The sequence below is a fragment of the Sphingobacterium anhuiense genome (assembly GCF_042686355.1).
GTDB lineage: Bacteria > Bacteroidota > Bacteroidia > Sphingobacteriales > Sphingobacteriaceae > Sphingobacterium > Sphingobacterium anhuiense.
The window spans coordinates 590,832-615,861 of record NZ_JBHUPE010000005.1 but is presented as its reverse complement, the minus strand read 5'-3'; the positions used below and the strand labels follow the sequence as shown (position 1 = coordinate 615,861).

Below are 25,030 nucleotides of genomic sequence, written 5' to 3'. Positions count from 1 at the left end.
ATAAAAAACTAGGACAACAATCAAATAATCATCTTGATCACAAACAGCTCCATATGACCTCCTTCTTTAATTCCTATTTAGATCTGAGCAATTACATTTTGAAGAATAGTGATTCTTAATACACATCCACTTGCTTGCAAAAAACAGTGTACATCTACACAAAGATTATGTTTTTTGATTGTATAATAATAAAATATTGACTTTAACTAAACAATCTAAGTTGGCTTTGTGTTTAAGCTTTTAGACTTAAAAAAATGAAATATGAATAAAATAAAACTTTTATTGTTTGCAGCCATCTTTCTAATAATTAACAAAGGTCAGGCACAAGTTGATTCGACAAAGAATTGGACCATACATGGAGAGAACACATTTCTGATTAATCAAAGTTCATTCTCGAATTGGGCTGCCGGGGGAGTCAATTCTTTCGCAGGCAACATAATCTTAAATTATGACTTCAACTATAAAAAAGAAAAATGGTCCTGGGATAATAAAGTAATTGCAGCTTATGGTCAAACTTTTCAAAAGGAAACAGATTGGAGAAAAAATGACGACCGATTATCTTTAAACAGTTTATTGGGTTACCAAGCTAAAGAACATTGGCTGTATACCTTTTTTCTTAATTTTAACACCCAATTTGCCAAGGGTTATGATTATACATCTGCAAATAAAAAATTGCTATCAGAGGCCTTTGCTCCCGCCTATTTAAGCTTTGGTCCCGGTATAGCTTATAAAAAATCAGATAATTTAAAATTTAACTTGTCTCCCGCTGCTGTTCGCTTCGTTATTGTTAAGAATGATAGCCTAGCGCCAAATTATGGACTGGATCCTGGAAAAAATACACGCGTAGAATTTGGTGCTTCATTTGATGCCTATTATAAAACACAAATTATGGAGAATGTTACTTTTGAAAATATCCTAAAACTTTATTCCAACTATTTAGAGAAGCCACAAAATGTAGATATTGACTATACGGCCAATCTAAATATGAAGGTTAACAAATGGATTACAGTAAATGCAGGTGTACAGTTAATATATGATGATAACACCAAACTTCCTAAAATAGAAAATGGCGTTCAAGTAGGCAAAAAATCAGATCTACAAGTGAAACAAATACTAGGAGCTGGTATTACTTACAAATTCTAATGATGTAAAAAAGCCTTGTTCTTAGTAAAGAACAAGGCTTCCAAATAACTATATAAGTTTTAATATTTTAGCTTAACCTTTCTAAAAACAAAATGCCAAAGCCAAATAGGACCTACGGAAATTAATGTCCAAAATTCACCTAATGAAATAGCTTTATTCTCTTTAGACTTACCCCACCATAATGCGGCTAAAGAAACTGCTGTAATCACTCCAGAAACAAGTAATACACTTGGTCCACCATCCCGCTCAATATATTCGAGTTGCACAATAAAATAACTCATTATGCCTATACATAATAAAACAGCATAAGATAGTGTTGGAGAAAGCTTTAAATAATAATAGATAAGCACGGCAATAAAAAATGAACCCCAGTTCAGAAAAGTATGCCATCCCAATTTAACCAAAAAATCAAATTGAGGAAATGGAATCATCCAAATCAGTCCCATTAAACCAAAAAAGAATAACGGTAAAAAAATAATTTGAAAAATTCGATTCGTAGGATTCTGAAAATTTGCATTTAAATTCTCAAAATATTGATCAACTGGTCTTTTTACTTCTTGAACGGGCGGTTGCTTTTTCTTCATCTGATCTGCGTTATAGTTGCTATGCAATATGAACTGCAAAAATACTAAAAATAAAAGTTGAAAGTAAGGCGAAATAGCGATTAAAAACAAAAAAAGCCAGTCTGTAAATAAACCTGCTCTGTTGAAAACCGAATATGATGCCAATAATACATCTTAATCATTAAATAGGATCAAAAAGAAATCTAAAACACTTATTTTCATTACGGTACAAATATTCAAAAATTACTTAGAGACAGCTTTTCTTATTAGAGACTAGATAGCAAGTGATGATATTTTCACCCTCAGAAGCAAAAATATCTTAACATATGCTTTATGCCAGGATGTTCTCTATTAAAGTTTAGAGTGACTACAATACATAAAAGAAAATGGAGCCTTGGACCTTGCGACACGATAAATGTAGAAATCATTTTGCGCAAACGCAATAAAGCAACGCGCTATGGCTTATTGATTTCTCCCTCCCGCTTACATATGTCGCAATATGGCGGACTGTCTATGCGCTTTTAGTCAATCATGATGCGCAAAGGCAATAAAGCAACGCGCTATGGCCGATTGATTTATCTCCATAGCCATAGTATAGTGCATTATGGCGATACATTTCGGTACTCTGGGTAGTTCATATTGCGACACGGCTTATTGAAAATTCTGGATGGCCTTTAAGTATCGCTACGTAACATGCTTTTAAGCTAATAATATTTAACTATTAAGAATAAATGATCTGCAAACAAGTAACGTTGCAATACTATTTAGCCCCCTGTTAAAACCCAAAGTACTCCTCGCAGAAACTCTCTGCACCTACGGAAAGTGTTATTTTTACTCGAATCTATTCATAATCATCTTTGGGAGCTTATTTTTCAGTCAAGCGAAACGAAAAATCCATGTAACAACTTTGCTTTGCAGTATGGTGAAATAAAATAAACAGCAGGATTTGTGCGCAAACTATACCGCGATAAGATCAATCACATGCGCCTCCTTTCCATGTTACGTAGAATAATGAGCTACTTTGAATATATAACAGTAAAAACATCCTCTTAACAGCTTAAAATATAGCTCAAATCATATAAAAAACTAAGGCTGTCTCAAATAAATGAGACAGCCTTAGTTTTAAGCTATATTTTTAAAATCTCGTTTTATTTCGCATAGGCGACAGAACGGATTTCACGAATAACAGTTACTTTAATTTGACCTGGATAAGTCATCTCAGTCTGAATTCGGTTTGAAATATCAGCGGCTAGAATCTCAGCCTGTGCATCAGATATCTTTTCACTTTCAACAATAACACGTAATTCACGACCGGCTTGTATAGCGAAAGTTTTTTCAACGCCTGGATAAGATAATGCTAGATCTTCTAACTCCTTTAGTCGTTTGATATAACTCTCCACGACTTCACGGCGAGCCCCAGGACGAGCTCCTGAAATAGCATCACAAGCTTGCACAATTGGTGAAATCATTGCTGTCATTTCAACTTCATCATGGTGAGCACCGATAGCATTACAAACATCAGGATGTTCTTTATACTTTTCAGCCAGTTGCATTCCCAAAATAGCATGTGGCAATTCTGGATTATCATCAGGCACTTTACCAATATCATGTAAAAGACCTGCACGTTTTGCATGCTTAACGTTTAACCCCAACTCTGCTGCCATTGTAGCTGCAAAATTTGCAACCTCACGGGAGTGCTGTAACAAGTTCTGTCCATAAGAAGAACGGTAACGCATACGACCGACCATACGGATCAATTCCGGGTGTAAACCGTGAATACCAAGATCAATAGCTGTACGTTCACCAATTTCAACAATTTCGTCTTCTATCTGTGTACGTGTCTTTGCAACTACCTCCTCAATACGCGCAGGGTGGATACGTCCATCCGTCACAAGACGGTGCAAAGCCAAACGAGCGATTTCACGACGAACAGGATCGAATCCCGATAAAATAATTGCTTCAGGGGTGTCATCAACAATGATCTCAACACCAGTAGCAGCTTCTAATGCACGAATATTACGTCCCTCACGTCCAATAATACGGCCCTTGATTTCATCATTCTCAATATTGAAAATAGAAACCGTGTTCTCAATAGCAGATTCTGTAGCCGTACGTTGAATGGTCTGGATGACCACTTTTTTAGCTTCTTTTGTTGCTGTCAATTTAGCTTCATCAACGATATCTTTAATTTGGCTAATTGCTTGTGAACGTGCCTCTTCACGCAAAGAGTCGACCAGTTGATTTTTAGCTTCTTCCGCTGTAACTCCAGCAATACCTTCCAGTTGTTTAATCTGCTGTAGCTTTAACTGCTCAACTTCCTCAGACTTACTTTCATTTACTTCAACAAGCTTTTCAAGCTGTTTACGGGTTCCATCTAATTCTTGTTTTTCGCGGTTTAAATTCTCAAGCTTCTGATTGACAGATTGCTCCTTCTGGCGTAAGGTATTTTCCTTTTGACTGATTGTATTATTTCGCTGACTGACCTCTTTTTCATGCTCTGATTTTAGCTGTAGAAACTTCTCTTTAGCTTCTAAAAGCTTTTTCTTTTTCAGATGTTCTGCTTCTTGATCTGCCTCTTTTATAATGCTTTTCACCTTTTCTTGAGCTTCTGCTGTTTGTTTACTAAACAAAAGAGCTAAAAGATAACGGCCAATTGCAATACCAACAATCAGAGAAAGTATGATATAAATTGCGATGTCCATGTAATATTAATTGTTTATATGTATTTTATTTATTTATAATTTTCAAAAAAAAACCGCAATTAAATAACGGGTATCTAATATTATTAAACTTCTATATCATATGATTAGGCTATGATCATGGTCCAGATGGCTTACGCAAAATGACCTACATCTTTTTCGCCTGTAATATTGAAGCGTTAAGTTTAAAATAGTGACAACCCGAATTCAACTGCGGCAAATTCGTTTAGTAAAGCGCTATAAAGAACGATTATTTTGTAAAGAAATTAGATAATAGCTGATCCAGTTCATGAACTGATTGCTCTAAACCTTGATCTTGTGTTTGAACTTGTCGCTCAGCTTTCAACATTCCTGTTGCGTACTGAAGGACGCACATTGACAATAAATCCTGTTTATCACGAACAGTATAGCTATCTTGTAACTCTTTTACTTTTTCATTAATCAATTTCGCTGCATGGCGGATTATCTCCTCCTCTGCTGTATCAACACGTAGCGGATACACACGATCAGCGATATTTATTTTGATGGAAATCTCTCCCATTGTTATTTGAGCTTTACGTTGTATTAGTAAGTTATCCTTGTACTACACTCTTCACTTACTTCAACAAACTAATACATTTGTCTATTTCTCGCACAAAATCGTTAATTTTTTGCTTTGTGTCAAGTATTTTCTCATTAATTGCATCCTTATCGGCTTCAGAACTATCAAGTGAACGAGCAACTGCCATTGCTTTCATTTGCTCCTCCATTTGCTTATTCTTATCGCTACTCGTATTGAAAGCGACTTGTAGCGATTGAACCTCTAATTTAAGTAAATCATTTTCTTCTTGCAAGACTTCGCACATTTGAATCAAATTTTTCGTTTTCTCAACGATAATATTCATTTGTGAAGATAATGCTGCCATATACTAAATTTATACAATTAAATGTTATTATTCAAATTAACCACGCACTTCTGCGTTTACTTCTTTCTCAAAGTTAAGAATTAATTTTTGAACTATTGCGTCAATTTGTTTGTCCATTAAAGTTTTTTCCTCATCCTCGATAATAAAACTCAAAGCATATGATTTTTTGCCTGCAGGAATCTTGTCTCCCTTATAAACATCAAATACTTTAACCTCTTTTAAGAGTTTACGTTCGGTTTTATGCGCGATTGTTTCCAATTGTTTGAACGTAACTGCTTCATCGATCAACAACGATAAATCACGTTTTACAGCAGGAAACTTAGATACCTCTTTAAACTTAATAACATTTTTACGGATGATCTTCAGTATTTGATCCCAGTCAAAATCAGCAAAAAACACTTGCCCATCGACGTCAGCTTTGGATAAAGCAACATCAGATACCGCTCCGAAAGTTACTAAAGGTTTTGTACCCTTCATATAACTTAATCCGTAAGCGAAATGATCGGTAGGTGCATCTTCCAACTGAAGTCCTTCAATTTTCAATCTTTTCAAAATAAGATCAACAACCGCTTTCAGATTGTAAAAATTTACCGATTGCTTACTATTGTTCCATTGCTCAACTTCCAACTTTCCACTAATAGCAATAGCCAAGTGCTGTTTCTCTTTATATCCCTCACCATCGATCGAATATGTTTTTCCAATTTCAAAAACCTTCAAATCAGAATTTCTTCTCTTTTGATTATAAGAAACTGCTGTTAAAGCTGAAAACAACATATTTTGTCGCATGGTATCCAAATCAGAACTTAATGGATTACACAAACGAACGGCGGTCGCTTCATCATTTACATAATCCAACTTCGTTAATGAATTCGAAAGAATTTCTCTAAAACCATTTGCAATAAGCAAATCTGCCAGTTGATTTAAAACCACCTCTTTATCAGGTTTTTCCGAAGTATTTAAAGATGACTTTATCTGTGGTTTCAATGCTACATTATTGTAACCGTAGATACGCAAAACCTCTTCTATCACATCCACCTCACGCGTAACATCAACACGATAAGCAGGAACTAATACATCAATACTATCTGCCGATTCTTTTTCAATACCGATACCTAAGGCAACAATAATTGATTTTATTTCCTCATTAGGTATATCCTGACCGATTAATTTACGGACATTATGGTAATTGACATTAAAAGCAAATGGATTTATAACAGCAGGATAAATATCAGTAATATTAGAAGTGATCTCGCCACCAGCGATCTCTTGAATCAGAATAGCCGCCTTTTTTAATGCATTAACGGTAATATTTGGATCAGTTCCTCTTTCATATCGGAAAGAAGAATCTGTTTTCAGATGATGACGCTTTGCTGTTTTACGTACTGAAACTGCATTAAAATATGCTGACTCTAAAAATATGTTTGTAGTCGATTCTGAAACGCCTGAATTAGCACCACCAAAAACACCAGCGATGCACATTGGCTTCTCAGCATCGGCAATAACAAGATCTTCAGCAGAAAGCTTACGCTCAACACCATCTAAAGTTATAAAAACCTCATCTTGTTTCGCTTGTCTAACAGTAATTTTATTACCTGCAATTTTATCTTGATCAAAAGCATGAAGTGGCTGACCCAAGTCATGTAATATAAAATTAGTAACATCAACGATGTTATTAATGGGACGAATACCGATAACGTTTAAACGCTCCTTTAACCAATCAGGGGATTCAGTTACTTTAACCCCTGAAATATTAATTCCTGAATATCTTGGACTGCCGGAATGATTTTCTACAATTACTTCTGTATTGACACCAGACCCTTCTTTAAATTTAGAAAGATCAATTTGCTTCATTTCAGATCTAAAATATGCGGCAATATCACGAGCTACACCTAAATGTGAAGCTGCATCTGCACGATTCGGAGTCAAACCAATTTCATATCGGTAGTCATCTTCGATCTGATAAAAATCTTTGACAAGTTTACCAACCTCAGCATCTGAAGGAAGTTCTACAATACCTGCATGCGAATTGCCTAAACCAACTTCATCCTCCCCGCAGAGCATTCCTTCAGAAACTTCACCACGGATTTTTGATTTATTGATCTTAAAAGGCTCACCGCTAGTTGGATGAACTGTTGAACCAACTGTCGCAACAATAACTTTCTGACCGACTGCTACATTTGGAGCTCCACAGACAATATTTAACAACTCGGGCTGACCAACATCAACCGTTGTAACTTTCAATTTATCTGCATTCGGATGTTGTTCGCATGATTTTACTTCCCCTATGACCAACCCTTCTAAACCTCCTGGTATACTTTGGACCACATCTAAAACCTCAACCTCTAATCCTACGTTAGTTAGAATCAAAGAAAGCTCTTCTGGTTTTTTATCAATATCGATATGATCTTTAAGCCACTTATATGAAATATTCATTTTAGAATCTTATTTTACGCACAAACTTAGATAAATTTGCTCTGATTCGCAATATAATTACAGTCTTATCCATGCAAATTTATCGTTTTATCCTCTACCCTTGAGGGTTTACTACTACCTATAATATTAAAATTTGTATGTAAATAACCAATTCAGTTTTATAGACTGGCTCAGTTTCTATATTTAAGTAATAAAAAAAGAGAACGTATGGGCAGCTCATTTACAGCATATAAAACTTAAAATCGTAAGTACTTCAAAAATTAAAAAGAAGTTGAGATCAAGCAAAAGATGAACCGCTTAAGAGTGAAAAATATTTTTACGATTATTTAGCACTTTTCATTCCTAATAAGTCAAAGGATTAACGTAAATTTGTATTTTAATTTGAAGAACGTTCAAAACTTACAGTTATAATGATTCATTTCTTTGTGAACCCAAGCGACATCGTTTACGGTGTGCAAACCCTACAAGATTTATCAACCGATGATATCTCTAAACTAAACTGGCTATTTGGAAACGCTACCAAAATCGAAAAAGCAACCTTAAACGATTATTATGTTGGTCCTCGTGCAGCTATGATTACTCCATGGAGTACCAATGCCGTAGAGATAACCCAAAACATGGGTATTCAAGGGATTATTCGAATTGAAGAATTCCATAAGGCACAAGCTGATTTTATCGATTTCGACCCAATGATTTCTCAAAAATATGAGTCATTGACACAAGAAATGTATACCATCAATATTGCTCCTGAATCTATTTTAGAAATTGAGGATATTGATGCTTATAACAAACAAGAAGGTCTTTCTTTAAATCCTGAGGAAGTTCAATATCTTTCGGACTTAGCAACAAAATTAGATCGTAAGTTAACCGACTCAGAAGTATTTGCCTTCTCTCAAGCAAATTCAGAACACTGTCGCCATAAAATATTCAACGGTACTTTTATTATCGATGGCGAAGAACAGCCGACATCGCTTTTCAAATTGATTAAGAAAACATCTGAAACAAATCCCAACGAAATCGTTTCGGCATATAAAGATAACGTAGCTTTTGTTAAAGGCCCACGGATCACCCAATTTGCACCACAATCTGCAGATAAGCCAGATTTTTACGAAGAAAAAGAATTTGACTCTGTACTTTCTGTAAAAGCAGAAACACATAATTTCCCAACTACCGTTGAACCTTTCTCAGGAGCAGCAACTGGTTCAGGAGGTGAAATTCGCGACCGTTTAGCTGGAGGACAAGGATCATTACCTTTAGCAGGAACAGCGATTTATATGACGTCTTACTCCCGCTTAGAAGAAAACCGTCCTTGGGAACAAGCGATGGAAGAACGTCCATGGTTATACCAAACTCCAATGGACATTTTAATCAAAGCTTCCAACGGTGCTTCAGATTTTGGCAATAAATTTGGACAGCCTTTAATAACAGGATCGGTCTTAACATTCGAACATGAAGAAGATGCCCGAAAATTAGGATTTGACAAAGTAATCATGCAGGCTGGTGGTATAGGCTATGGTAAATTGAACCAGGCAAAAAAACATACTCCAAAAATTGGTGATAAGATCGTTATACTGGGTGGTGAAAATTACCGTATCGGTATGGGAGGAGCAGCAGTTTCTTCTGCTGATACAGGAGCTTTCGGTTCCGGTATTGAATTAAATGCAATTCAACGTTCAAATCCAGAAATGCAAAAACGTGCCGCAAATGCAGTTCGTGGAATGGTGGAATCCGATCACAATCCAATTGTATCTATTCATGATCATGGTGCAGGAGGTCACTTAAACTGCCTTTCAGAACTAGTAGAAGAAACAGGCGGCCTAATTGATTTAGATGCACTACCTGTAGGTGATCCTACCCTATCAGCAAAAGAAATTATCGGTAACGAATCTCAGGAAAGAATGGGATTGGTGATCGGTGAAAAAGATATTGACACGTTAAAACGCGTTGCCGATCGCGAACGCTCTCCAATGTACACTGTTGGCGATGTAACAGGAGATCACCGTTTCACTTTCGAATCAAAAACAACCGGTGAAAAACCAATGGATTATGCCTTAGAAGATTTCTTCGGGTCATCTCCCAAAACAATTATGAAGGATACAACTGTCGTTAGAAATTACGCAGATGTAAATTACAGCACTGAAAATATCCCAACTTACCTAAGACAAGTGCTGCAATTAGAAGCAGTAGCCTCTAAAGATTGGTTAACCAATAAAGTTGACCGTTGTGTTGGCGGACGTGTTGCTAAACAACAATGTGTTGGTCCATTACAATTACCATTGAATAACGTGGGAGTAATGGCATTAGATTACAAAGGTAAAGAAGGTGTAGCAACTACAGTAGGTCATTCTCCCGTAGCAGCAATTATAGACCCTGCAGCGGCAAGTAGAACGGCTATTGCCGAATCATTGTCAAACTTAGTATTTGCTCCTATTAAAAATGGTCTTGCAGGTGTATCACTGTCGGCAAACTGGATGTGGGCCTGTAACAACGAGGGTGAAGATGCTCGCCTTTATAAAGCTGTCAAAGCATGTTCAGATTTTGCTTTGGAATTAGGAATCAATATCCCTACAGGAAAAGATTCACTATCGATGAAACAAAAATACCCGAACGGTGACAATGTCATCGCTCCAGGTACTTTGATCGTTTCTGCAGCTGGTAACTGTACAGATATTACAAAGGTTATAGAACCTGTGCTAAATAAAAATGCTGGTTCTATATACTATATCAATCTTTCAAAAGATAGTTTCAAATTAGGCGGTTCTTCATTCGCTCAGATCTTAAACAAGATCGGTAAAGAAGCTCCAACCATTCAAGATGGAACATATTTTAAAACGGCTTTTAATACGATTCAAGATTTAATAAAAGCTGGACAAATTGAAGCTGGTCATGACATTGGTTCAGGAGGTTTAATTACGACTTTATTAGAACTGACATTTGCAGATGTAAACTTAGCTGCAAATTATGATTTATCAAGCTTAGGTGAAGCAGATACTGTAAAAGCACTATTCAATGAAAACATTGCTGTTGTTTTACAGGCAAAAGATGACGCTACATTTGAAAGTGCTTTCGCCGCTGCTGGTATTGATGCTGTTAAGATTGGAGAAGCAATCTCAGGTGCAGAAGTTTCCTTCAAAAATAATGCTGACACGTTTACTTTCAATGTTGTAGAAACTCGTGATACTTGGTATAAAACGTCTTTCCTATTAGATTCAAAACAATCTAAAAATGGAACTGCTCAAGCTCGTTATGATAATTACAAAAATCAGCCATTGAATTTTGTATTCCCAAATCACTTCACGGGGTTGAAACCTGCAATAGACGAATCAAAACCTCGACCAAAAGCAGCTATCATTCGTGAAAAGGGTTCAAATTCTGAACGCGAAATGGCAAATGCGATGTTCTTAGCGGGATTTGATGTAAAAGATGTCCACATGACTGATTTAATTTCAGGACGTGAAACACTAGAAGACATTCAATTTATTGGTGCTGTTGGGGGATTCTCGAACTCTGATGTTCTAGGTTCTGCAAAAGGTTGGGCTGGTGCATTTTTGTACAATGAAAAAGCTAAAACGGCATTAGAAAATTTCTTTAAACGTCCTGACACCATGTCGGTAGGTATTTGTAACGGCTGTCAATTGTTTATGGAATTAGAATTAATCAACCCAGAACACGGAGTTCATGGTAAATTACTTCATAATACTTCACAGAAACATGAATCTAATTTCTTATCCGTTACCATTCAAGAAAACAACTCGATCATGTTATCAACGTTAGCTGGTACAACATTAGGGGTATGGATCTCACATGGTGAAGGTAAATTCAATTTACCTGAAGAAGAGTCACAATATAATATTGTTGCCAAGTACGCTTACGATCAGTACCCTTCAAACCCTAATGACTCTGATTATAATACAGCTATGCTTTGTGACAAAACTGGTCGTCACTTGGTAACCATGCCACATATTGAGCGCTCAACATTCCAATGGAATTGGGCAAATTATCCGAAGGATCGTCAAGATGAAGTGACACCTTGGTTAGAAGCATTTGTAAATGCCCGTACTTGGATTGAAAAAAATAAAAAATAGTTTTCTATACGGAAAAAATAAAAAAACCTCTTGCATGAATTGCAGGAGGTTTTTTTTTGAATTGATATAATCAATATTAAATCTTTCTCTCATAACCAGGTCTATTCATTAAATTATCTAATGAATATTTACCCGAACCCATAACAAGAAATAAAATAAGCAAAAGTAGAACAACAATGGACAACCATAATTCTCCATTAAGAAAACTAAATCCATGCGTTAAGTTTACAAAAAATACAGCACCAAACAAGATCGGCAAAAGAACTAGACAAGCTAACCTGGTCTGGAAGCCAAAAATAATAAACATCCCACCGACAATCTGGGCAAAAACAATATAATGCACCCCTCCCCAAATATAAAATGTATAGTTAACTTGCTGCACCAAAGAACTAACCCGATCTAGATCACCAACAAAGCTCATTCCTTTGATTAAAATTAAGAATCCTACAGCAATCCGTAGGTAATCTATCCATTGCGGATGATGCGTATCACCCCAATGCTCAATTTTGTGAATAAGGTTCATAATATTATTCCTTTCTTATTGATTTATAGCTACAACAAACCTAAATTAGTTTTGTTTTTATATAATTTTCAACAAAGAATAATAGCTGTTTTTAATAAAAAAAAGTAATTTTAATATATTGCTAATATAAATAGATGTACCCTTATCATAATAAAATAAAACAGCGTATTGCTAATGGAGAATTCATTACATATGAGTATGTACCGAAGTACAAACAAATTGCACCATGCATGTTGCTATACTTTAAAACTGAACCGTACATTCGGCCGATAAGAGAACATCGGTTCCAAGAATATGAACAAATATTCCGGACTTTAAAGCAGGAATTAGAATGTCCAAAAAGTAAATAGTCTATTTGGGATAAAAAGGACCATTAATTTTTGATCAATGCTTAATGATATGCGGAACAAATCGACTCTTATCCGTGGTGATGGGCATAGTCGATTCTCTAAAACTTATACCACACGATTCCTGTCCAATAATCCAGCTGCCTATGATAGAAAAACCCGATTCTTCTTTATGAAGTGTAGCCAGCTCTTGATAAATATACCCTTCATGTCCATATTCACCAGATGTTGAATAAATGAGCTCCTTATCATAATACATTGCGATATTAGCACCCTCCCTGGATAGAATAGGTTTTTTAATGTAATTTCTAAGTGTTCTCTGCTCTTCAAAATAAGCTGGCAATAAGTTATCATGATGCGGAAACAAATCCCATAATATGGGTAAAATAGCTTTGTTAGACAGTATCATTTTCCATGAAGGCTCTATCCATTGAGTTTTATTGATATCATTGAGGATATGGTGCCCAAACTCCTCATGTACCATCCATTCCCAAGGATACAATTTAAATATAGATTGGATCGAGTCACCCTCTAAATCAATAAATGAATTTCCATTCCAACCAATATCGTCGATGTAGATCAATTGTGTTTGGATGCCAGCTTGTGTGGCCGTATCTCTTAAATATTCTACATTGGTCAGATCCTCCAATGTCTCCTTTGCACAAGTGAAATACAAAATATCACCTTTGAGATAAGGTTTAATATCTTTCCAAGAAGTGATCAATTGCTCATGTACGCTATTAAACTGATCGACTGATTCTGAAAAATAATGGTTTTTCCAATACCACTGGACAATGCCACACTCAAATAAAGAAGTCGGTGTATCTGCATTAAACTCCAGTAACTTTAATTTTCTTTTACTGCTATCATAAGCAAAATCAAAACGACCATAAATTGAAGGAGATTCACTTTCCCACGACTGTTCGATATGAGGTACCATATGATCGGGAATATGAAATAAAGCGTAAAGCTTATTTGCAATCACATGTTCAACTGCTTTTAGACACATATCCCAAACCTCAGCTGTTGCTTGATAAATAGTGTCTGCTTCATTACTAGTGATTTCGTAGTAATAATTATCTATCCAGTAAGGTTCATCATGATCCGAATGATAACCATATCCAATAGCCGTTAATCTAGATTTCCAATTTGGATCAATCGTAAGATGTTTAATTTTCATTATGAACCGACAGAAGAAGAGTGGGAAGATGCAGCAGTATTGCCAAAACCACCTCGCTTTGCTTGATATGCAGCAGATTTTTTAGCATTAGTACCAGAAACAGAACTGGGATTTAGATTATTGTTCGCATATCCCATTCCTCCCCCAAGATGTCTAAAGGCCATAAACCACAAAAGAGAAGACCCCATACCTCCACCCGTACGATGCTGATTCTTATAATCATTTGTAACTTCTGTATAAGGAGCAGTAGAATCAGCACGCATAAAAACACGCTGTTTATTTTTATCCTCCGGAGGAGACTGAGCAGTTCCACATGAGGCCAAAACGGAAGTAATTAATACTAATTTAATCGCTGAAGATGTTTTTTTTCTCATAATTACTGCACGGTTACGTAAATAGGAACTTCACTAAGTGTTTGAGCAGAATCCCCAACACTCCAGGTATTCACTTTCTTTGCTGTAATGATCGTATCACTTTGAGAAGCAATTTGCTCTCCATTAAACCAGATATGCTGTTTAGTAATATGCAGGACTGAATCACCCTTCACTTCGGTCACTAAAACCACTTCACGAGCAGACTTTTTATCTAACTGCTCTAATGGCTTATCTTGTTGCGCATTGGAACAACTCATGAAAACCATGACTGGAAGTACGAATAAAATATATTTCATTTCAACGGAATTTAAACAAGAAGAATACTGCTAGCTATTCTGATAGCTTAGAAAATAATAGGGCAATTTACAAAAAACTAAATACAAAACATTAAAAAAAACAGTACTTAACGAACGTTTAAAACGATAGATAATGATTTGATTAAAATTCTTTATCGTATGTACGATTCCAATGTTTATTGCTGTCCAAAGGAGTTGGAATAACACGATACTCAAGGTTTATTCCATTTAATCTTCTTTTTTTGATCCGTTTATTTACTTCGTTAATAAAGGCAATATGGGTAATTCGGTAAGTTCCAAAACTTGTTCCTCTTATATCTTCTCTATCCAACAAATCCTCAACCAATTCAAAATTAAAAAAGCATCCTAAATAATCCTTCCAAAAGAAAATAGGATTGTCAATTTTATCCAAATAACTGTCTTCAGGATAACATAATTCACCATCCTCAACTTCAAAGTGGTCGGATAATACCTTATTTGTATGAGCTACAAATTCTTTCGCAACTTCTTCATCTTCGATTGGAAGAAATGAAATTACATCTTCCTCCTCTAAGCTATCAAACATCAAATGATTATTGAAGCAATGAATCAATTCGGGCAATAATTCCACCACATCATTATACATTTTTCCCATCTTGCAAAGATACAAACATTCTATCATTACATAATTATTTTTAGCTAATGATTCTATTTACATCAAATTGCATGTAAATTTATGCCATGAAAGCACAAAGAATATTTTTCAGCATCCTAGTTATACTTTTATCCCAACTTTGTTTTGCTCAAAAAGTTGAAACTAAAAACCTTAAAAATGGTGATCTTATCTTTGTAGAGGCGGAACAAGAAAATCTATCTGGAGCTATAAACCGTGTGACACAACGTGACAAAAAAAATTCTTTTGATCACATTGGACTCTTAGAAGTTGAGCATGATTCTATTTTTGTTTTACACGCAAGTTCCAAAAATGGATCCATACGTCAAAACTTAAAAGATTTTTATGATTCTCAAAAAAATAATCAAAACAATTTAGTCGTTTACAGACTAAAAAAAGAATATCAGAAAGCTATACCCCTAGCGATAAAAACTGCAAAAAATATGCTGGGAAAACCGTACAATTGGAGCTATATTTTAAATGAAAACACTTACTATTGTTCCGATTTTATCGAAAAAGCTTTCAGAAAATCTCAAATTTTTACCTTAGAGCCCATGACCTTCATCAATCCTGCTACGGGTGAAATAGACAACTTTTGGAAAGATTTTTATAACAAACAAGGACTGGAAGTTCCTGAAGGAAAACTAGGTTGCAATCCCAATGGATTGGCAGCGTCAGAAAAATTAACAAAAATCGGTTTTCTAACACCCTTAAAATAATTAGAATATCATTAAAATTAATTTTTATCGTAACTTACGACCACCATCAAACATACAAATTATATGAGTCCAAGCCTAATCAACACGTTGAAGAAGCAATATAAAATACTTTCTGGAAAAATATCATCATTCAAGATCGAACATAAATGTCCACATGTTTGGTACGGAAATTCTTACGGTGGATTTTTTGTCAATCCAGATCTGCTGCATCCCGATGCGATTGTATACTCTTTTGGAATAGGACAAGACACTTCTTTTGATGATGCCATTATACAAAAGCACAATTGCCATGTCCATGGCTATGACCCAACACCGAAATCAATTGAATGGATAGCGCAACGATCAGATCTATCTCCCAAATTTCATTTTCATCCGTTCGGATTGGACAAGGAAACCAGAATAACCCATTTCAATTTACCAAAAAACAAAGAGCATGTCTCCGGCTCCATCATTAACCATCAAAATGTTGATGAGAATAATATGGTAGAAGTACAAATGAAATCACTTATAGATATTGTATCTGAAAACAACCATAGCTACATCGATGTGCTAAAAATGGATATTGAAGGCTCAGAATATTGCGTCATAGAAAGTATTCTAAATTCATCCATCGAGATCCGCCAGATTTTATTAGAAATACACGAAAGATTTTTTGATAATGGAATTGAAAAAACAAAAGAGTTATTAAACTCTTTACATCAACATGGATACAAAGTATTTGGGGTTTCTGATACTTTAGAAGAAATTTCTTTTATTAAAGTCTCTAGTTAATATCATTTCAGAATTAATTATCTCATGGACATTTTCAAGGATTACATAAAAAAAAGAATAGCCGTTACAGAAGAACAACTTGAACAGATCACGTCTAGTTACACCCAAACACATGTAAAAAAAAAGAGCTTCATTCTGCGGGCGGGGGAAATATGCAATTTTGAAGGATTTGTAAAGAAAGGCTGTTTTAAAATTTTCTATTTGACTCCAAATGGAGAAGAACATATTTTATACTTCGCTATAGAAGAATGGTGGATATCAGATATTGCCAGCTTCAATGATCAAGAACCCGCTCAATTATATATTCAAGCTTTAGAAGATTCTGAAATACTAATAATCTCGAGAGAACAGAAAGAAAAACTCTTCACTAATTGTACTCAAGTAGAACGGCTATTCAGAATTATGTCCCAAAGAGCTCAAGTAGCATCACAACATCGCATCATTGCTGCTCTGGGATTTACGGCGCAGGAGCGCTATCTGGATTTTATTAAACGTTATCCAAAAATATACCCCAGAATATCTAATTTGCAGCTCGCATCTTATATCGGAGTTACACAAGAGTTTTTAAGCCGATTAAAAAGGCAGATCCTAAAACCAAAAAAATAGTACATTTTATTGATGTAGGTCAATTTTTAAAACAGCATTATTCGTCATCTTTGTACAAGTTAATACAACAATTTATTTGTTTATCGACAAACATTTTAAACAAGATTACTGTTAAAAAAGATAAAAAGAAAGATTATGAATAATTTATTGAAAATTGTAGCAGCCACAGTCTTAATGATCAATGGCGCCTTAGCACAAGTAAAATGGAGTGCAGATCCTGCACATACAAACGCAAGATTTGATGTAAATCACTTAGGGATAAGCTTTGTCGATGGTGAATTCACGAAAGTATCCGGATCCATTGATGCTCCGAACAAAGAGAGTTTTGATAATGCAAAATTAGATTTCACGATTGATGTCAACAGTATTGACACACGAATAGATGCTCGTGACGGCCATTTAAAATCAGATGACTTTTTCAATGCAGAGAAATATCCAACAATGAAATTAAAATCTGTTTCTTTTAAACAGGGTAAAAAAGGAAAATATGTATTAATCGCCGATCTAACAATCAGAGATGTGACAAAGAAAGTTACTTTTGACGTTACTCAGAACGGAGGAATCATTACTGATCCTTGGGGAAAGACACGGGCTGGTTTCACTGCGAAAACTACTATTAATCGCTTTGATTTCGGAATGAAATATAATGATAAATTACCATCAGGGGTTGAAGCTGTCGCAGCAGATGTGACCATCACAGTAAATACAGAAATCGTACTGAATTAAGAAAATAAACAGATAAAAGCCCTTAAGTAAATACTTAAGGGCTTTTATTTTAAAATCCATTCATCATGCCACCATCAAGTGGAATATTGGATCCGGTGAGGTAGCTCGCATACTCAGAACAGATGAAGGCAACAAGATAACCGTACTCCTCGGGTCTGCCCAATCTATTCATGGGAACTTGCTTCAATCGCAAAGACAAAGCCTCTTCATACGGTATATCTAGACGCTCCGCATCCATCTGTGTCAATGATTGAATGCGCGCAGTATCAAATAGACCTGTCAATATACTGTTAACTGTTATATGATGAACGGCAACATCTTTCGCTAATGATTTGCTCCAGCTCATTAATGCCGTACGCACTGTGTTCGATAATACCAAATTTGACATTGGCTCTTTTACAGTTAACGAGGAAACATTAATGATACGCCCATAACCCGCACTTTTCATATGAGGTAATGCCAGATCTGTCGTATAACAGTGAGTCTTAAATAATAAGTCAAATGCCCGTTGATAGTCTGCTAATGATTGATCTGCAATAGTGCCGGCCTTCGGACCATTGGTATTATTAATCAATATATCAACAACATGATGAGTAAAATACTGGGATATTACACGTTGGTATTCTTCAAAATCATTAAAATCTACGACAAGATAACGGTGCTGCTGTCCTCTACTCCTATCTAATGTAGCAAGTGCAATTTTCAGCTTCTCTTCATTTCGAGCCATTAAAGTGACAGATGCACCATGTAAGGCTAATTGTTGTGCTATTGCGCAACCTATACCACCAGAACTGGCACCAACCAATGCTTTCTTATTTTCTAAATTTATTTGTATCATATTATTTTATATCATGTCTAACCTCTATTGACTAATCTCGATTTTTAGCACGTATCATAGCTATAAATAGATAAATCGATAAAGAAAAAGAAGTTCCTAAAAATACCCATGCCCAAACTGGAATTCCTAAAAATTTAGGCTCAACATGCGCGATAATAACCATACCTGCAAGCATATTCAAGGACAAAACCATAATTCCGATTACAATACGGTTAACGCCTTTTCTTAAGATCTGGGTAAATGACTTAGCACTGATCAAGTGGTGATTAAGCGTGAAATTTCCAAGCTTTATTTGCCTAAATAAGCCTCTAAGATCATCAGGAAGTTTTTCAATATCACGAGCAAAAGAAAAAGCCTTATTCTTCCCTTTTTCAAATAAATATTTTGGATCCATTCGCTCCCGCATAATACGGTTTGCAAACGGTCTTATACTCTTCATAATATTCAAGTTTGGATTGAGTTGTCTACCAATTCCCTCCATTAATGATATGCCTCGAATAAGCTGATAGATATATTCAGGAAAATAAAGACGGTTATCCCCAATGATCGTCCATAATTTATCAAATAATGACTCCAAACTGATATCTCCCAATGAGACGTTATCAATCAGATCAAAAATCTCATACAAAGAACGTTCAAATCTAGCACGATCGGGAATATTACTCACAACCGCCACATCTTCTATCGTATCAGCTAGATGCATCGCATTGGAAGAAACTGCCGCCTGGATAAACTCTTCTAAATTTTGTCGGTCTATACCTAACAATTTACCCATATTTCCAAAATCAATAAAAGCTAGTTTACCATTTGGAAGCACAAGTAAATTACCAGGATGAGGATCGCCATGAAAGAAACCATGTACGATCACCTGTTCTAAATAAAGATTGATACCATTATCTACAATCTCCTCTAAATCAAGCCCCATAGACTGCAACTTCTCCTTATCCGTCACTTTAACACCGTCCATAAATTCCATTGTCAGGATACGATCAGAACTTATTTTCGGATAAACTTTAGGAACACTGATTTTGCTGTTGCCCTTAAAGTTTTTGGCGAAACGCTCTATGTTATGACGTTCATTTAACAGCGAAATTTCCTGAATCAAGGTGGTTGCAAAAGAGTCAACAATTAATGGTAAATTAAGATTGTGCAAAGGTTCACTATAGCCTACCAAAATCCGGGCAATATCACGCATTAAAGATAAATCCGTTTTCAGAATCTCATCGACTTGAGGCCTACGAACTTTAACAACAACATCTTTTCCATCCACAAGTTTCGCCTTATAGACCTGGGAAATAGAAGCGGCAGCAAAAGGTTCTGGATCAATAGAAGCGAAATGATCATCAAAAATAATTTCCAGCTCCTCTTCAATATAACTTTTGATATCAATGCTAAATGGATCAACACGATCTTCCAAAAACTTCAATTCTTCAATAAGCTCTTGGGGTAATAAACCTTCGCGTGTAGAGGCAGACTGCCCAAGCTTAACGAATGCTGGCCCCAGCTCTTCTAAGGCCATACGAATACGTCTATAAACGGAAATATTCGCTACATCAACACCTATTTCTAATGAAGTTTTACCGGTATTCCAGGGGAGTCTGTTTAAGATATCGCGAAATCCATATTTAGCAAGTACGCTAATGATATGAGAACTACGCTGTATTTTTTTAGCTGAATGCTGCATCATAACCTTTTATTCGATTAGATCATCAAGATACAAAAACCTTGCCCACAAATCGAATTGAGAAACTCTTTTAAAGATTGATAACTCAAAATAAAGCAGTTTTATTACAATTACTCTTCCTCTAGGGCATCGATATTTTTTTTGATCATTTTCAAATATTTGCCATAGTAGTAATAACTCATAGACTCAATACAAACAACCAAACAAATCAAACCTGCAAAAACCCCAAGAATAAAAAATATGATAAACGAGGAATCATTTTCCCAAGTAGCACCAAAATGATAAATCTTATCTGCCCACTCCGCAGAATGACCCAGAGAGAAAAATATGAAACAAATAAGAATTCCCTGAGGAACTAATAAATAAGAAGACATTTTATAAGTTTCAATCGAAAATTTTAAATCGTAATACAACTTTAACAGATTTTCGCGGGAACTTAATAGTTCAAATTGCTTTGTGGTTTTATAAAAATAAAAAAACTTTTTATAGTAAAATAGACTGGATATGCACATTTGAAGTAATAAGAAGTAATACGCAACTTTTGTATATCCCGTGATCATATAGGTATCAATGTTGGGCAATAACATCAAAAATGTAATTGCACACAACCATGAGAAAAATTCCATTTTAATATTTCTCCTCAGTTTCACAAGAATGCTACCAACGGATTTATAATGATTAAGATTTGGATCAATCTCAAAATTATTTTCCGCTTGATTATTCCATTGTTCTTTTAATTCATCAAAATTCATAACCTTGTGTTTTAATAATCTGTTGCAACTTTTCTTTGGTTCTGTTCAATTTAACACGTGCATTTACTTCAGAGATACCGAGATTAATAGAAATATCGCGATGACTTTGTCCTTCCAAAAACAGAAAGATTAATGCTTTCTCTACAGGATTCAGATGTTGAACTGCTTGATAGAAATAACGTAACTGCTCCTCTTTTCTTTCCGAATCAAATTCATCTACGACATCAACATCAACAGTAAGCTCATGCTGATCAGGCCGGCGTTTCTCCTTTTTGAAATACATGAGGGCAGTGTTAATTGCCACACGATACAGCCAGGTAGAAAATAAACTCTCCTTCCTAAAGGAGCCATAAGACCGCCATAACTGCATAACAATTTCCTGAAATAAATCCTGCTGATCCTCTAAGTTGTCCATATACATTCGAGACACCTTAATGATAGCACCTTTATTCTGCTCTATCTGTTTTAAAAATTGCTGTTCGTCTGGCTTTATCATTAATCGTGTAGCCTCTTAATGTAAGAGAGTTTAATATACAGGATTAGTACCGCATTTTTTAAAATGTTACAGTCAATATTTAAAAAAAAGAATCTTTTGCATTTTATTCACTATTTTAGGTTGAAAACAAAAAATATCATCGTATGGATAAAATATTTTTTAAAGGTCAGGTATTATGGGCGCAGATTGATCCAAATCGGCATTTACGTCACTCCGCATATGCAGACTTCTGTGCACAAGCAAGAAGCAATATGTTAAATAAAATTGGATTATCTCTAGAGCAATTTGCTAAACATCACATAGGCCCCATCCTATTTAGAGAAGAGCTACTATATCATAGAGAAATTCATCTCGATGAAGAAATTTATGTTGAAGTAGAATTAACCAAATTCAATATTTCCAATAGCCGATTTTCTTTTAGGCATATCGTTTTTAAAGCAGATGGAACAAAAAGTGCTACTATTAATGTCGATGGTGCTTGGCTAGATTTAGAAAAAAGAAAATTAACATTAATTCCTCAAGAATGGAATCATTTTATGGATAAAATTCCTAAAGCAGACGATTACACAGAAATTTCAGAATAAAAAAAAGCTTCAAGGAATTTACTCCTTGAAGCTTTTTTCAATAAACACATATTACTTAACTTCTATTAATCTTTTTGCTACAATAGCATCTTCTCTCTTGCCCACTGTCACTACTAAAACACCATCTTCGTAGACCGCGTCAATATTGCTGTGATCTACCGTTTCAGGCAATGCAAAAGATCTTGAAAAAGAAGTGTAATTAAACTCTCTTTTACTAAATAATTTCTCTTCACTTACTGACTCTTCTTTTTTCTCAGCAGATATCGTTATTATTTTTTTATCTACATTGATCTTAAAATCAGACTTCGTTAAACCTGGAGCAGCCAGCTCAATACGAAAAGCCTTTTCTGTCTCCGAAATGTTCACCGCCGGAACGCGGGAGATCAGACGATCCGAAATAAAAGAATCGTTAAACAAATTATCAAACACTGTACTTACAAATGGATTTACAGAATCAGTATTCAAGCTTTTTGTTGGAAATTTAATTAATGCCATTTTTTGTCCTCCTTTTATGTTTATACTTTATTTTTTATTAATCAATTTACATCAGTATTTCAATTCCCATACCAAAACATTAAAACAAAAAATACATAGACAAAATGTCTGAATAACTTATTTAAAATTGACAATATGTCACTTTCGATATAAGGAAAGAAAATAACAAACTTAAAATCAAGCAATTTGAAAATAAAATTTTATTATCAAAAAAATATAAATTGTTTACACTTAGTTTTCAGCTTAGAAAAAATTGTAATTGATAGCCAAAAAAAAGAAAAACAAAAGCTGAACATATAATTGGTGTTTATCAATCAAAATTTAGTTAAATTAGATTACAAAGATTTATTGACAATCATAACATAGAAAAATATGAAGTGGAATCCCCAAATTTACAATCAATTTAAAGATATACGCAATCAACCATTTTACGATTTAATCAATTTTATTACTGAAGAATCACAACAAAATTGTATCGATATTGGCTGTGGTACAGGTGAACAAACTTTTATTCTGTCCAACAGGTTAAAAAACGCGCAATTTCTAGGTGTTGATTCTTCAGAAGCGATGTTATCGGAGTCTTCACAATTTAAAAATGACAGATTAGCATTTAAAATAGCTACTACTGAGGATGTCCTCGATACAAAACAAAAATGGGACCTGATATTTAGCAATGCGGCATTACAGTGGTCTGATAACCATCAAACCCTATTTCCCGATCTTTTGTCGCTATTAAATCCCAATGGCCAAATTGCAATTCAAATGCCGATGCAATCGGATAATATCTTAAATCAAATTTTATTAACATTAGTGCAAGAACAGCCATTTAATGACTATCTCAGTGGATGGAAAAGAGAATCACCCATGTTATCAATAGATCAATATGTAGCAATTATGTATGACGCAGGATTGATAAATTTGCAAATTATTCAAAAAGTATATCCCATAATTGCACAAAGTTCACAAGAATTACTAAACTTTATTTCTGGCTCTGCTTTAATTCCTTACCTGGACAAACTACAGCAAGATCAAAAAGAAGAGTTTATTACGGTTTATAAAAGTCGTATCGAACAAAAATTTCCCAAATTTCCAGCTATATATGCCTTTAAACGACTGCTACTATATGGAAGAAAACCAGTGTAGGCTCTTATACGCCTGCTCTCATAGAATTCTATAATTGGATTAAGGTTTTGAAAAATTAATAAAAATCTCTTTTCCTGCTCTTGGTGAAATACTATTGTAACACTTTTCCATTTTGTGGATGGAAAAAAAAGGTCTGAAAAGCTTTTCATAAGTAACAACATCACCTCCAAAAGGAGGCCCAGGTGCTTCAAATGCTTTATCAAAAAGTAAACCAACAATCCGACCCTGTGGTTTCAGCAAGGATAATACTTTTTGCACGTAATCGGCACGTCTTTCCGGTGCAATCGCACAAAAAAAAGTTTGTTCCAACAACAGATCATATTGCCTCTCGTGTTCAAAAAAATCTGTACAAAGAATCTTTATAGCAGGATCTCCCGCAAATTTTTCAGTCAATCCTTTAACTGCTTCTTCAGCAAAATCAATTAAAGTAATGTCAGTGAAATTATTCTCTAATAAGTAGACCGCTTCGTAGGCATTTCCACAGCCCGCTATTAAAATTGACGCATTTTTATTAGGGTATTGCGCCATATACGCGGTAATAGCCGGAGAAGCATAACCGATATCCCAACCAGTTTGATTGTTCTGCCACTTCGTATTCCAATAGTTTTGATCCAGGACAGGCTGTACTGTTTTAACTGGAAATGGTTTTTTAATCTTATTATTCATACACCTAATAATAAATAATGATCACTTAGTACAACTATTGAACATCTACGCTTACCTAACCAAAAGTCATATTTGTGCAATTTGAATAAATAAATTTAAAATAATTTTGCTTAGTGTAAAAATAACACTTATATTTGTATCATCATAATTTAGGTTTATAATTGGTTATAAAGGTTTTCATTCTCCCCGTTTGAAAACCTTTTGTTTTTTAACAGAAAACCAAACTTATAACGTTAAAATTCACGTTTCAATTCCTTTAAACAAACATTTCATTCTATACTAAAATCGCTGGATAATTTTTCATTACCTAATATGTAATAACAAATATCCGGCGACTAAATATGAAAGAT

At 34.9% G+C, this 25,030-nt stretch carries 24 protein-coding genes; 8 read left to right on the top strand and 16 right to left on the bottom strand.

Annotated elements, in window-relative coordinates; genetic code table 11:
• The first annotated feature begins 261 nt into the window (after nt 1-261).
• Nucleotides 262-1,143, top strand: coding sequence for a DUF3078 domain-containing protein (locus ACFS6I_RS14440; protein ID WP_021191208.1), 882 nt, complete (start codon nt 262-264; stop codon nt 1,141-1,143).
• Nucleotides 1,144-1,202: 59 nt separating this feature from the next.
• Here ACFS6I_RS14440 and ACFS6I_RS14435 read toward each other — a convergent pair whose 3' ends face one another.
• From ACFS6I_RS14435 to pheT, 5 genes are all read right to left on the bottom strand, one after another.
• A complete protein-coding gene (locus tag ACFS6I_RS14435) occupies nt 1,203-1,727 on the bottom strand; it encodes a DUF962 domain-containing protein (protein WP_031289036.1) in 525 nt (174 codons plus the stop codon).
• Nucleotides 1,728-2,854: 1,127 nt separating this feature from the next.
• Nucleotides 2,855-4,408: a ribonuclease Y gene (gene rny, locus ACFS6I_RS14430; protein ID WP_132772610.1), complete on the bottom strand. Its 1,554-nt coding sequence runs from the start codon at nt 4,406-4,408 to the stop codon at nt 2,855-2,857.
• Nucleotides 4,409-4,655: 247 nt separating this feature from the next.
• Complete coding sequence (locus ACFS6I_RS14425) at nt 4,656-4,946, bottom strand: cell division protein ZapA (protein ID WP_021191210.1); 291 nt, start codon at nt 4,944-4,946, stop codon at nt 4,656-4,658.
• Between the two features lie 55 nt (nt 4,947-5,001).
• The gene (locus ACFS6I_RS14420) at nt 5,002-5,310 is read right to left on the bottom strand and encodes a hypothetical protein (RefSeq protein WP_021191211.1); all 309 of its coding nucleotides are present in this window, start codon (nt 5,308-5,310) and stop codon (nt 5,002-5,004) included.
• Between the two features lie 36 nt (nt 5,311-5,346).
• Nucleotides 5,347-7,743, bottom strand: coding sequence for a phenylalanine--tRNA ligase subunit beta (pheT, locus tag ACFS6I_RS14415; protein WP_380921664.1), 2,397 nt, complete (start codon nt 7,741-7,743; stop codon nt 5,347-5,349).
• Between the two features lie 410 nt (nt 7,744-8,153).
• Between pheT and purL the strand changes: the two genes are divergently transcribed.
• Nucleotides 8,154-11,828 carry a phosphoribosylformylglycinamidine synthase gene (gene purL, locus ACFS6I_RS14410; protein ID WP_380921662.1) on the top strand — a complete coding sequence of 1,225 codons (3,675 nt, stop codon included), beginning with the start codon at nt 8,154-8,156 and terminating at the stop codon, nt 11,826-11,828.
• Between the two features lie 76 nt (nt 11,829-11,904).
• Here the strand turns inward: purL and ACFS6I_RS14405 are convergent, their stop codons facing one another.
• The 5 genes from ACFS6I_RS14405 to ACFS6I_RS14385 form a co-directional block, all read right to left on the bottom strand.
• On the bottom strand, nt 11,905-12,351 hold the full coding sequence (locus ACFS6I_RS14405) for a DoxX family protein (RefSeq protein ID WP_132772605.1): 447 nt from the start codon (nt 12,349-12,351) through the stop codon (nt 11,905-11,907).
• A 384-nt stretch (nt 12,352-12,735) separates the two neighbouring features.
• A complete protein-coding gene (locus ACFS6I_RS14400) occupies nt 12,736-13,878 on the bottom strand; it encodes a glutathionylspermidine synthase family protein (protein ID WP_380921660.1) in 1,143 nt (380 codons plus the stop codon).
• Entirely contained in the window at nt 13,878-14,252 is a 375-nt protein-coding gene (locus ACFS6I_RS14395; protein WP_021191214.1) for a hypothetical protein, read from the bottom strand. Before ACFS6I_RS14395 ends, ACFS6I_RS14400 begins: the two co-directional genes overlap by 1 nt.
• A 2-nt stretch (nt 14,253-14,254) precedes the next feature.
• Entirely contained in the window at nt 14,255-14,548 is a 294-nt protein-coding gene (locus tag ACFS6I_RS14390) for a hypothetical protein (RefSeq protein ID WP_021191215.1), read from the bottom strand.
• A gap of 142 nt (nt 14,549-14,690) precedes the next feature.
• Nucleotides 14,691-15,182 (bottom strand): hypothetical protein, encoded by a 492-nt coding sequence (locus ACFS6I_RS14385; RefSeq protein ID WP_021191216.1) that lies wholly within the window; start codon nt 15,180-15,182, stop codon nt 14,691-14,693.
• 86 nt (nt 15,183-15,268) lie between these two features.
• On the opposite strand from ACFS6I_RS14385, the gene ACFS6I_RS14380 reads away from it, so the two are divergent.
• The 4 genes from ACFS6I_RS14380 (at nt 15,269) to ACFS6I_RS14365 (ending at nt 18,022) form a co-directional block, all read left to right on the top strand.
• Nucleotides 15,269-15,919 carry a YiiX/YebB-like N1pC/P60 family cysteine hydrolase gene (locus tag ACFS6I_RS14380; protein WP_380921657.1) on the top strand — a complete coding sequence of 217 codons (651 nt, stop codon included), beginning with the start codon at nt 15,269-15,271 and terminating at the stop codon, nt 15,917-15,919.
• Between the two features lie 63 nt (nt 15,920-15,982).
• Entirely contained in the window at nt 15,983-16,690 is a 708-nt protein-coding gene (locus tag ACFS6I_RS14375) for an FkbM family methyltransferase (RefSeq protein ID WP_021191218.1), read from the top strand.
• 24 nt (nt 16,691-16,714) lie between these two features.
• The gene (locus ACFS6I_RS14370; protein WP_132770126.1) at nt 16,715-17,296 is read left to right on the top strand and encodes a Crp/Fnr family transcriptional regulator; all 582 of its coding nucleotides are present in this window, start codon (nt 16,715-16,717) and stop codon (nt 17,294-17,296) included.
• Between the two features lie 135 nt (nt 17,297-17,431).
• Nucleotides 17,432-18,022, top strand: coding sequence for a YceI family protein (locus ACFS6I_RS14365; protein WP_380921654.1), 591 nt, complete (start codon nt 17,432-17,434; stop codon nt 18,020-18,022).
• Nucleotides 18,023-18,071: 49 nt separating this feature from the next.
• Here ACFS6I_RS14365 and ACFS6I_RS14360 read toward each other — a convergent pair whose 3' ends face one another.
• From ACFS6I_RS14360 to ACFS6I_RS14345, 4 genes are all read right to left on the bottom strand, one after another.
• Nucleotides 18,072-18,860, bottom strand: coding sequence for an SDR family oxidoreductase (locus ACFS6I_RS14360; RefSeq protein ID WP_021191220.1), 789 nt, complete (start codon nt 18,858-18,860; stop codon nt 18,072-18,074).
• Between the two features lie 31 nt (nt 18,861-18,891).
• Nucleotides 18,892-20,547: an ABC1 kinase family protein gene (locus tag ACFS6I_RS14355; RefSeq protein ID WP_380921652.1), complete on the bottom strand. Its 1,656-nt coding sequence runs from the start codon at nt 20,545-20,547 to the stop codon at nt 18,892-18,894.
• Nucleotides 20,548-20,654: 107 nt separating this feature from the next.
• Nucleotides 20,655-21,296, bottom strand: a complete 642-nt coding sequence (locus tag ACFS6I_RS14350; RefSeq protein ID WP_132770132.1) for a hypothetical protein — start codon at nt 21,294-21,296, stop codon at nt 20,655-20,657.
• Nucleotides 21,286-21,792: an RNA polymerase sigma factor gene (locus ACFS6I_RS14345; RefSeq protein WP_380921650.1), complete on the bottom strand. Its 507-nt coding sequence runs from the start codon at nt 21,790-21,792 to the stop codon at nt 21,286-21,288. The genes ACFS6I_RS14350 and ACFS6I_RS14345 overlap by 11 nt, the downstream gene beginning before the upstream one ends.
• A gap of 143 nt (nt 21,793-21,935) precedes the next feature.
• Here ACFS6I_RS14345 and ACFS6I_RS14340 point away from each other — a divergent pair, with 143 nt between their 5' ends.
• Nucleotides 21,936-22,376: an acyl-CoA thioesterase gene (locus tag ACFS6I_RS14340; RefSeq protein WP_021191224.1), complete on the top strand. Its 441-nt coding sequence runs from the start codon at nt 21,936-21,938 to the stop codon at nt 22,374-22,376.
• A 51-nt stretch (nt 22,377-22,427) separates the two neighbouring features.
• Here ACFS6I_RS14340 and ACFS6I_RS14335 read toward each other — a convergent pair whose 3' ends face one another.
• Nucleotides 22,428-22,871, bottom strand: a complete 444-nt coding sequence (locus ACFS6I_RS14335) for an Hsp20/alpha crystallin family protein (protein WP_021191225.1) — start codon at nt 22,869-22,871, stop codon at nt 22,428-22,430.
• A gap of 372 nt (nt 22,872-23,243) precedes the next feature.
• Between ACFS6I_RS14335 and ACFS6I_RS14330 the strand changes: the two genes are divergently transcribed.
• Complete coding sequence (locus tag ACFS6I_RS14330) at nt 23,244-24,014, top strand: methyltransferase domain-containing protein (protein WP_380921647.1); 771 nt, start codon at nt 23,244-23,246, stop codon at nt 24,012-24,014.
• 39 nt (nt 24,015-24,053) lie between these two features.
• Here the strand turns inward: ACFS6I_RS14330 and ACFS6I_RS14325 are convergent, their stop codons facing one another.
• Entirely contained in the window at nt 24,054-24,680 is a 627-nt protein-coding gene (locus ACFS6I_RS14325) for a methyltransferase (RefSeq protein ID WP_380921645.1), read from the bottom strand.
• Between the last annotated feature and the right edge of the window lie 350 nt (nt 24,681-25,030).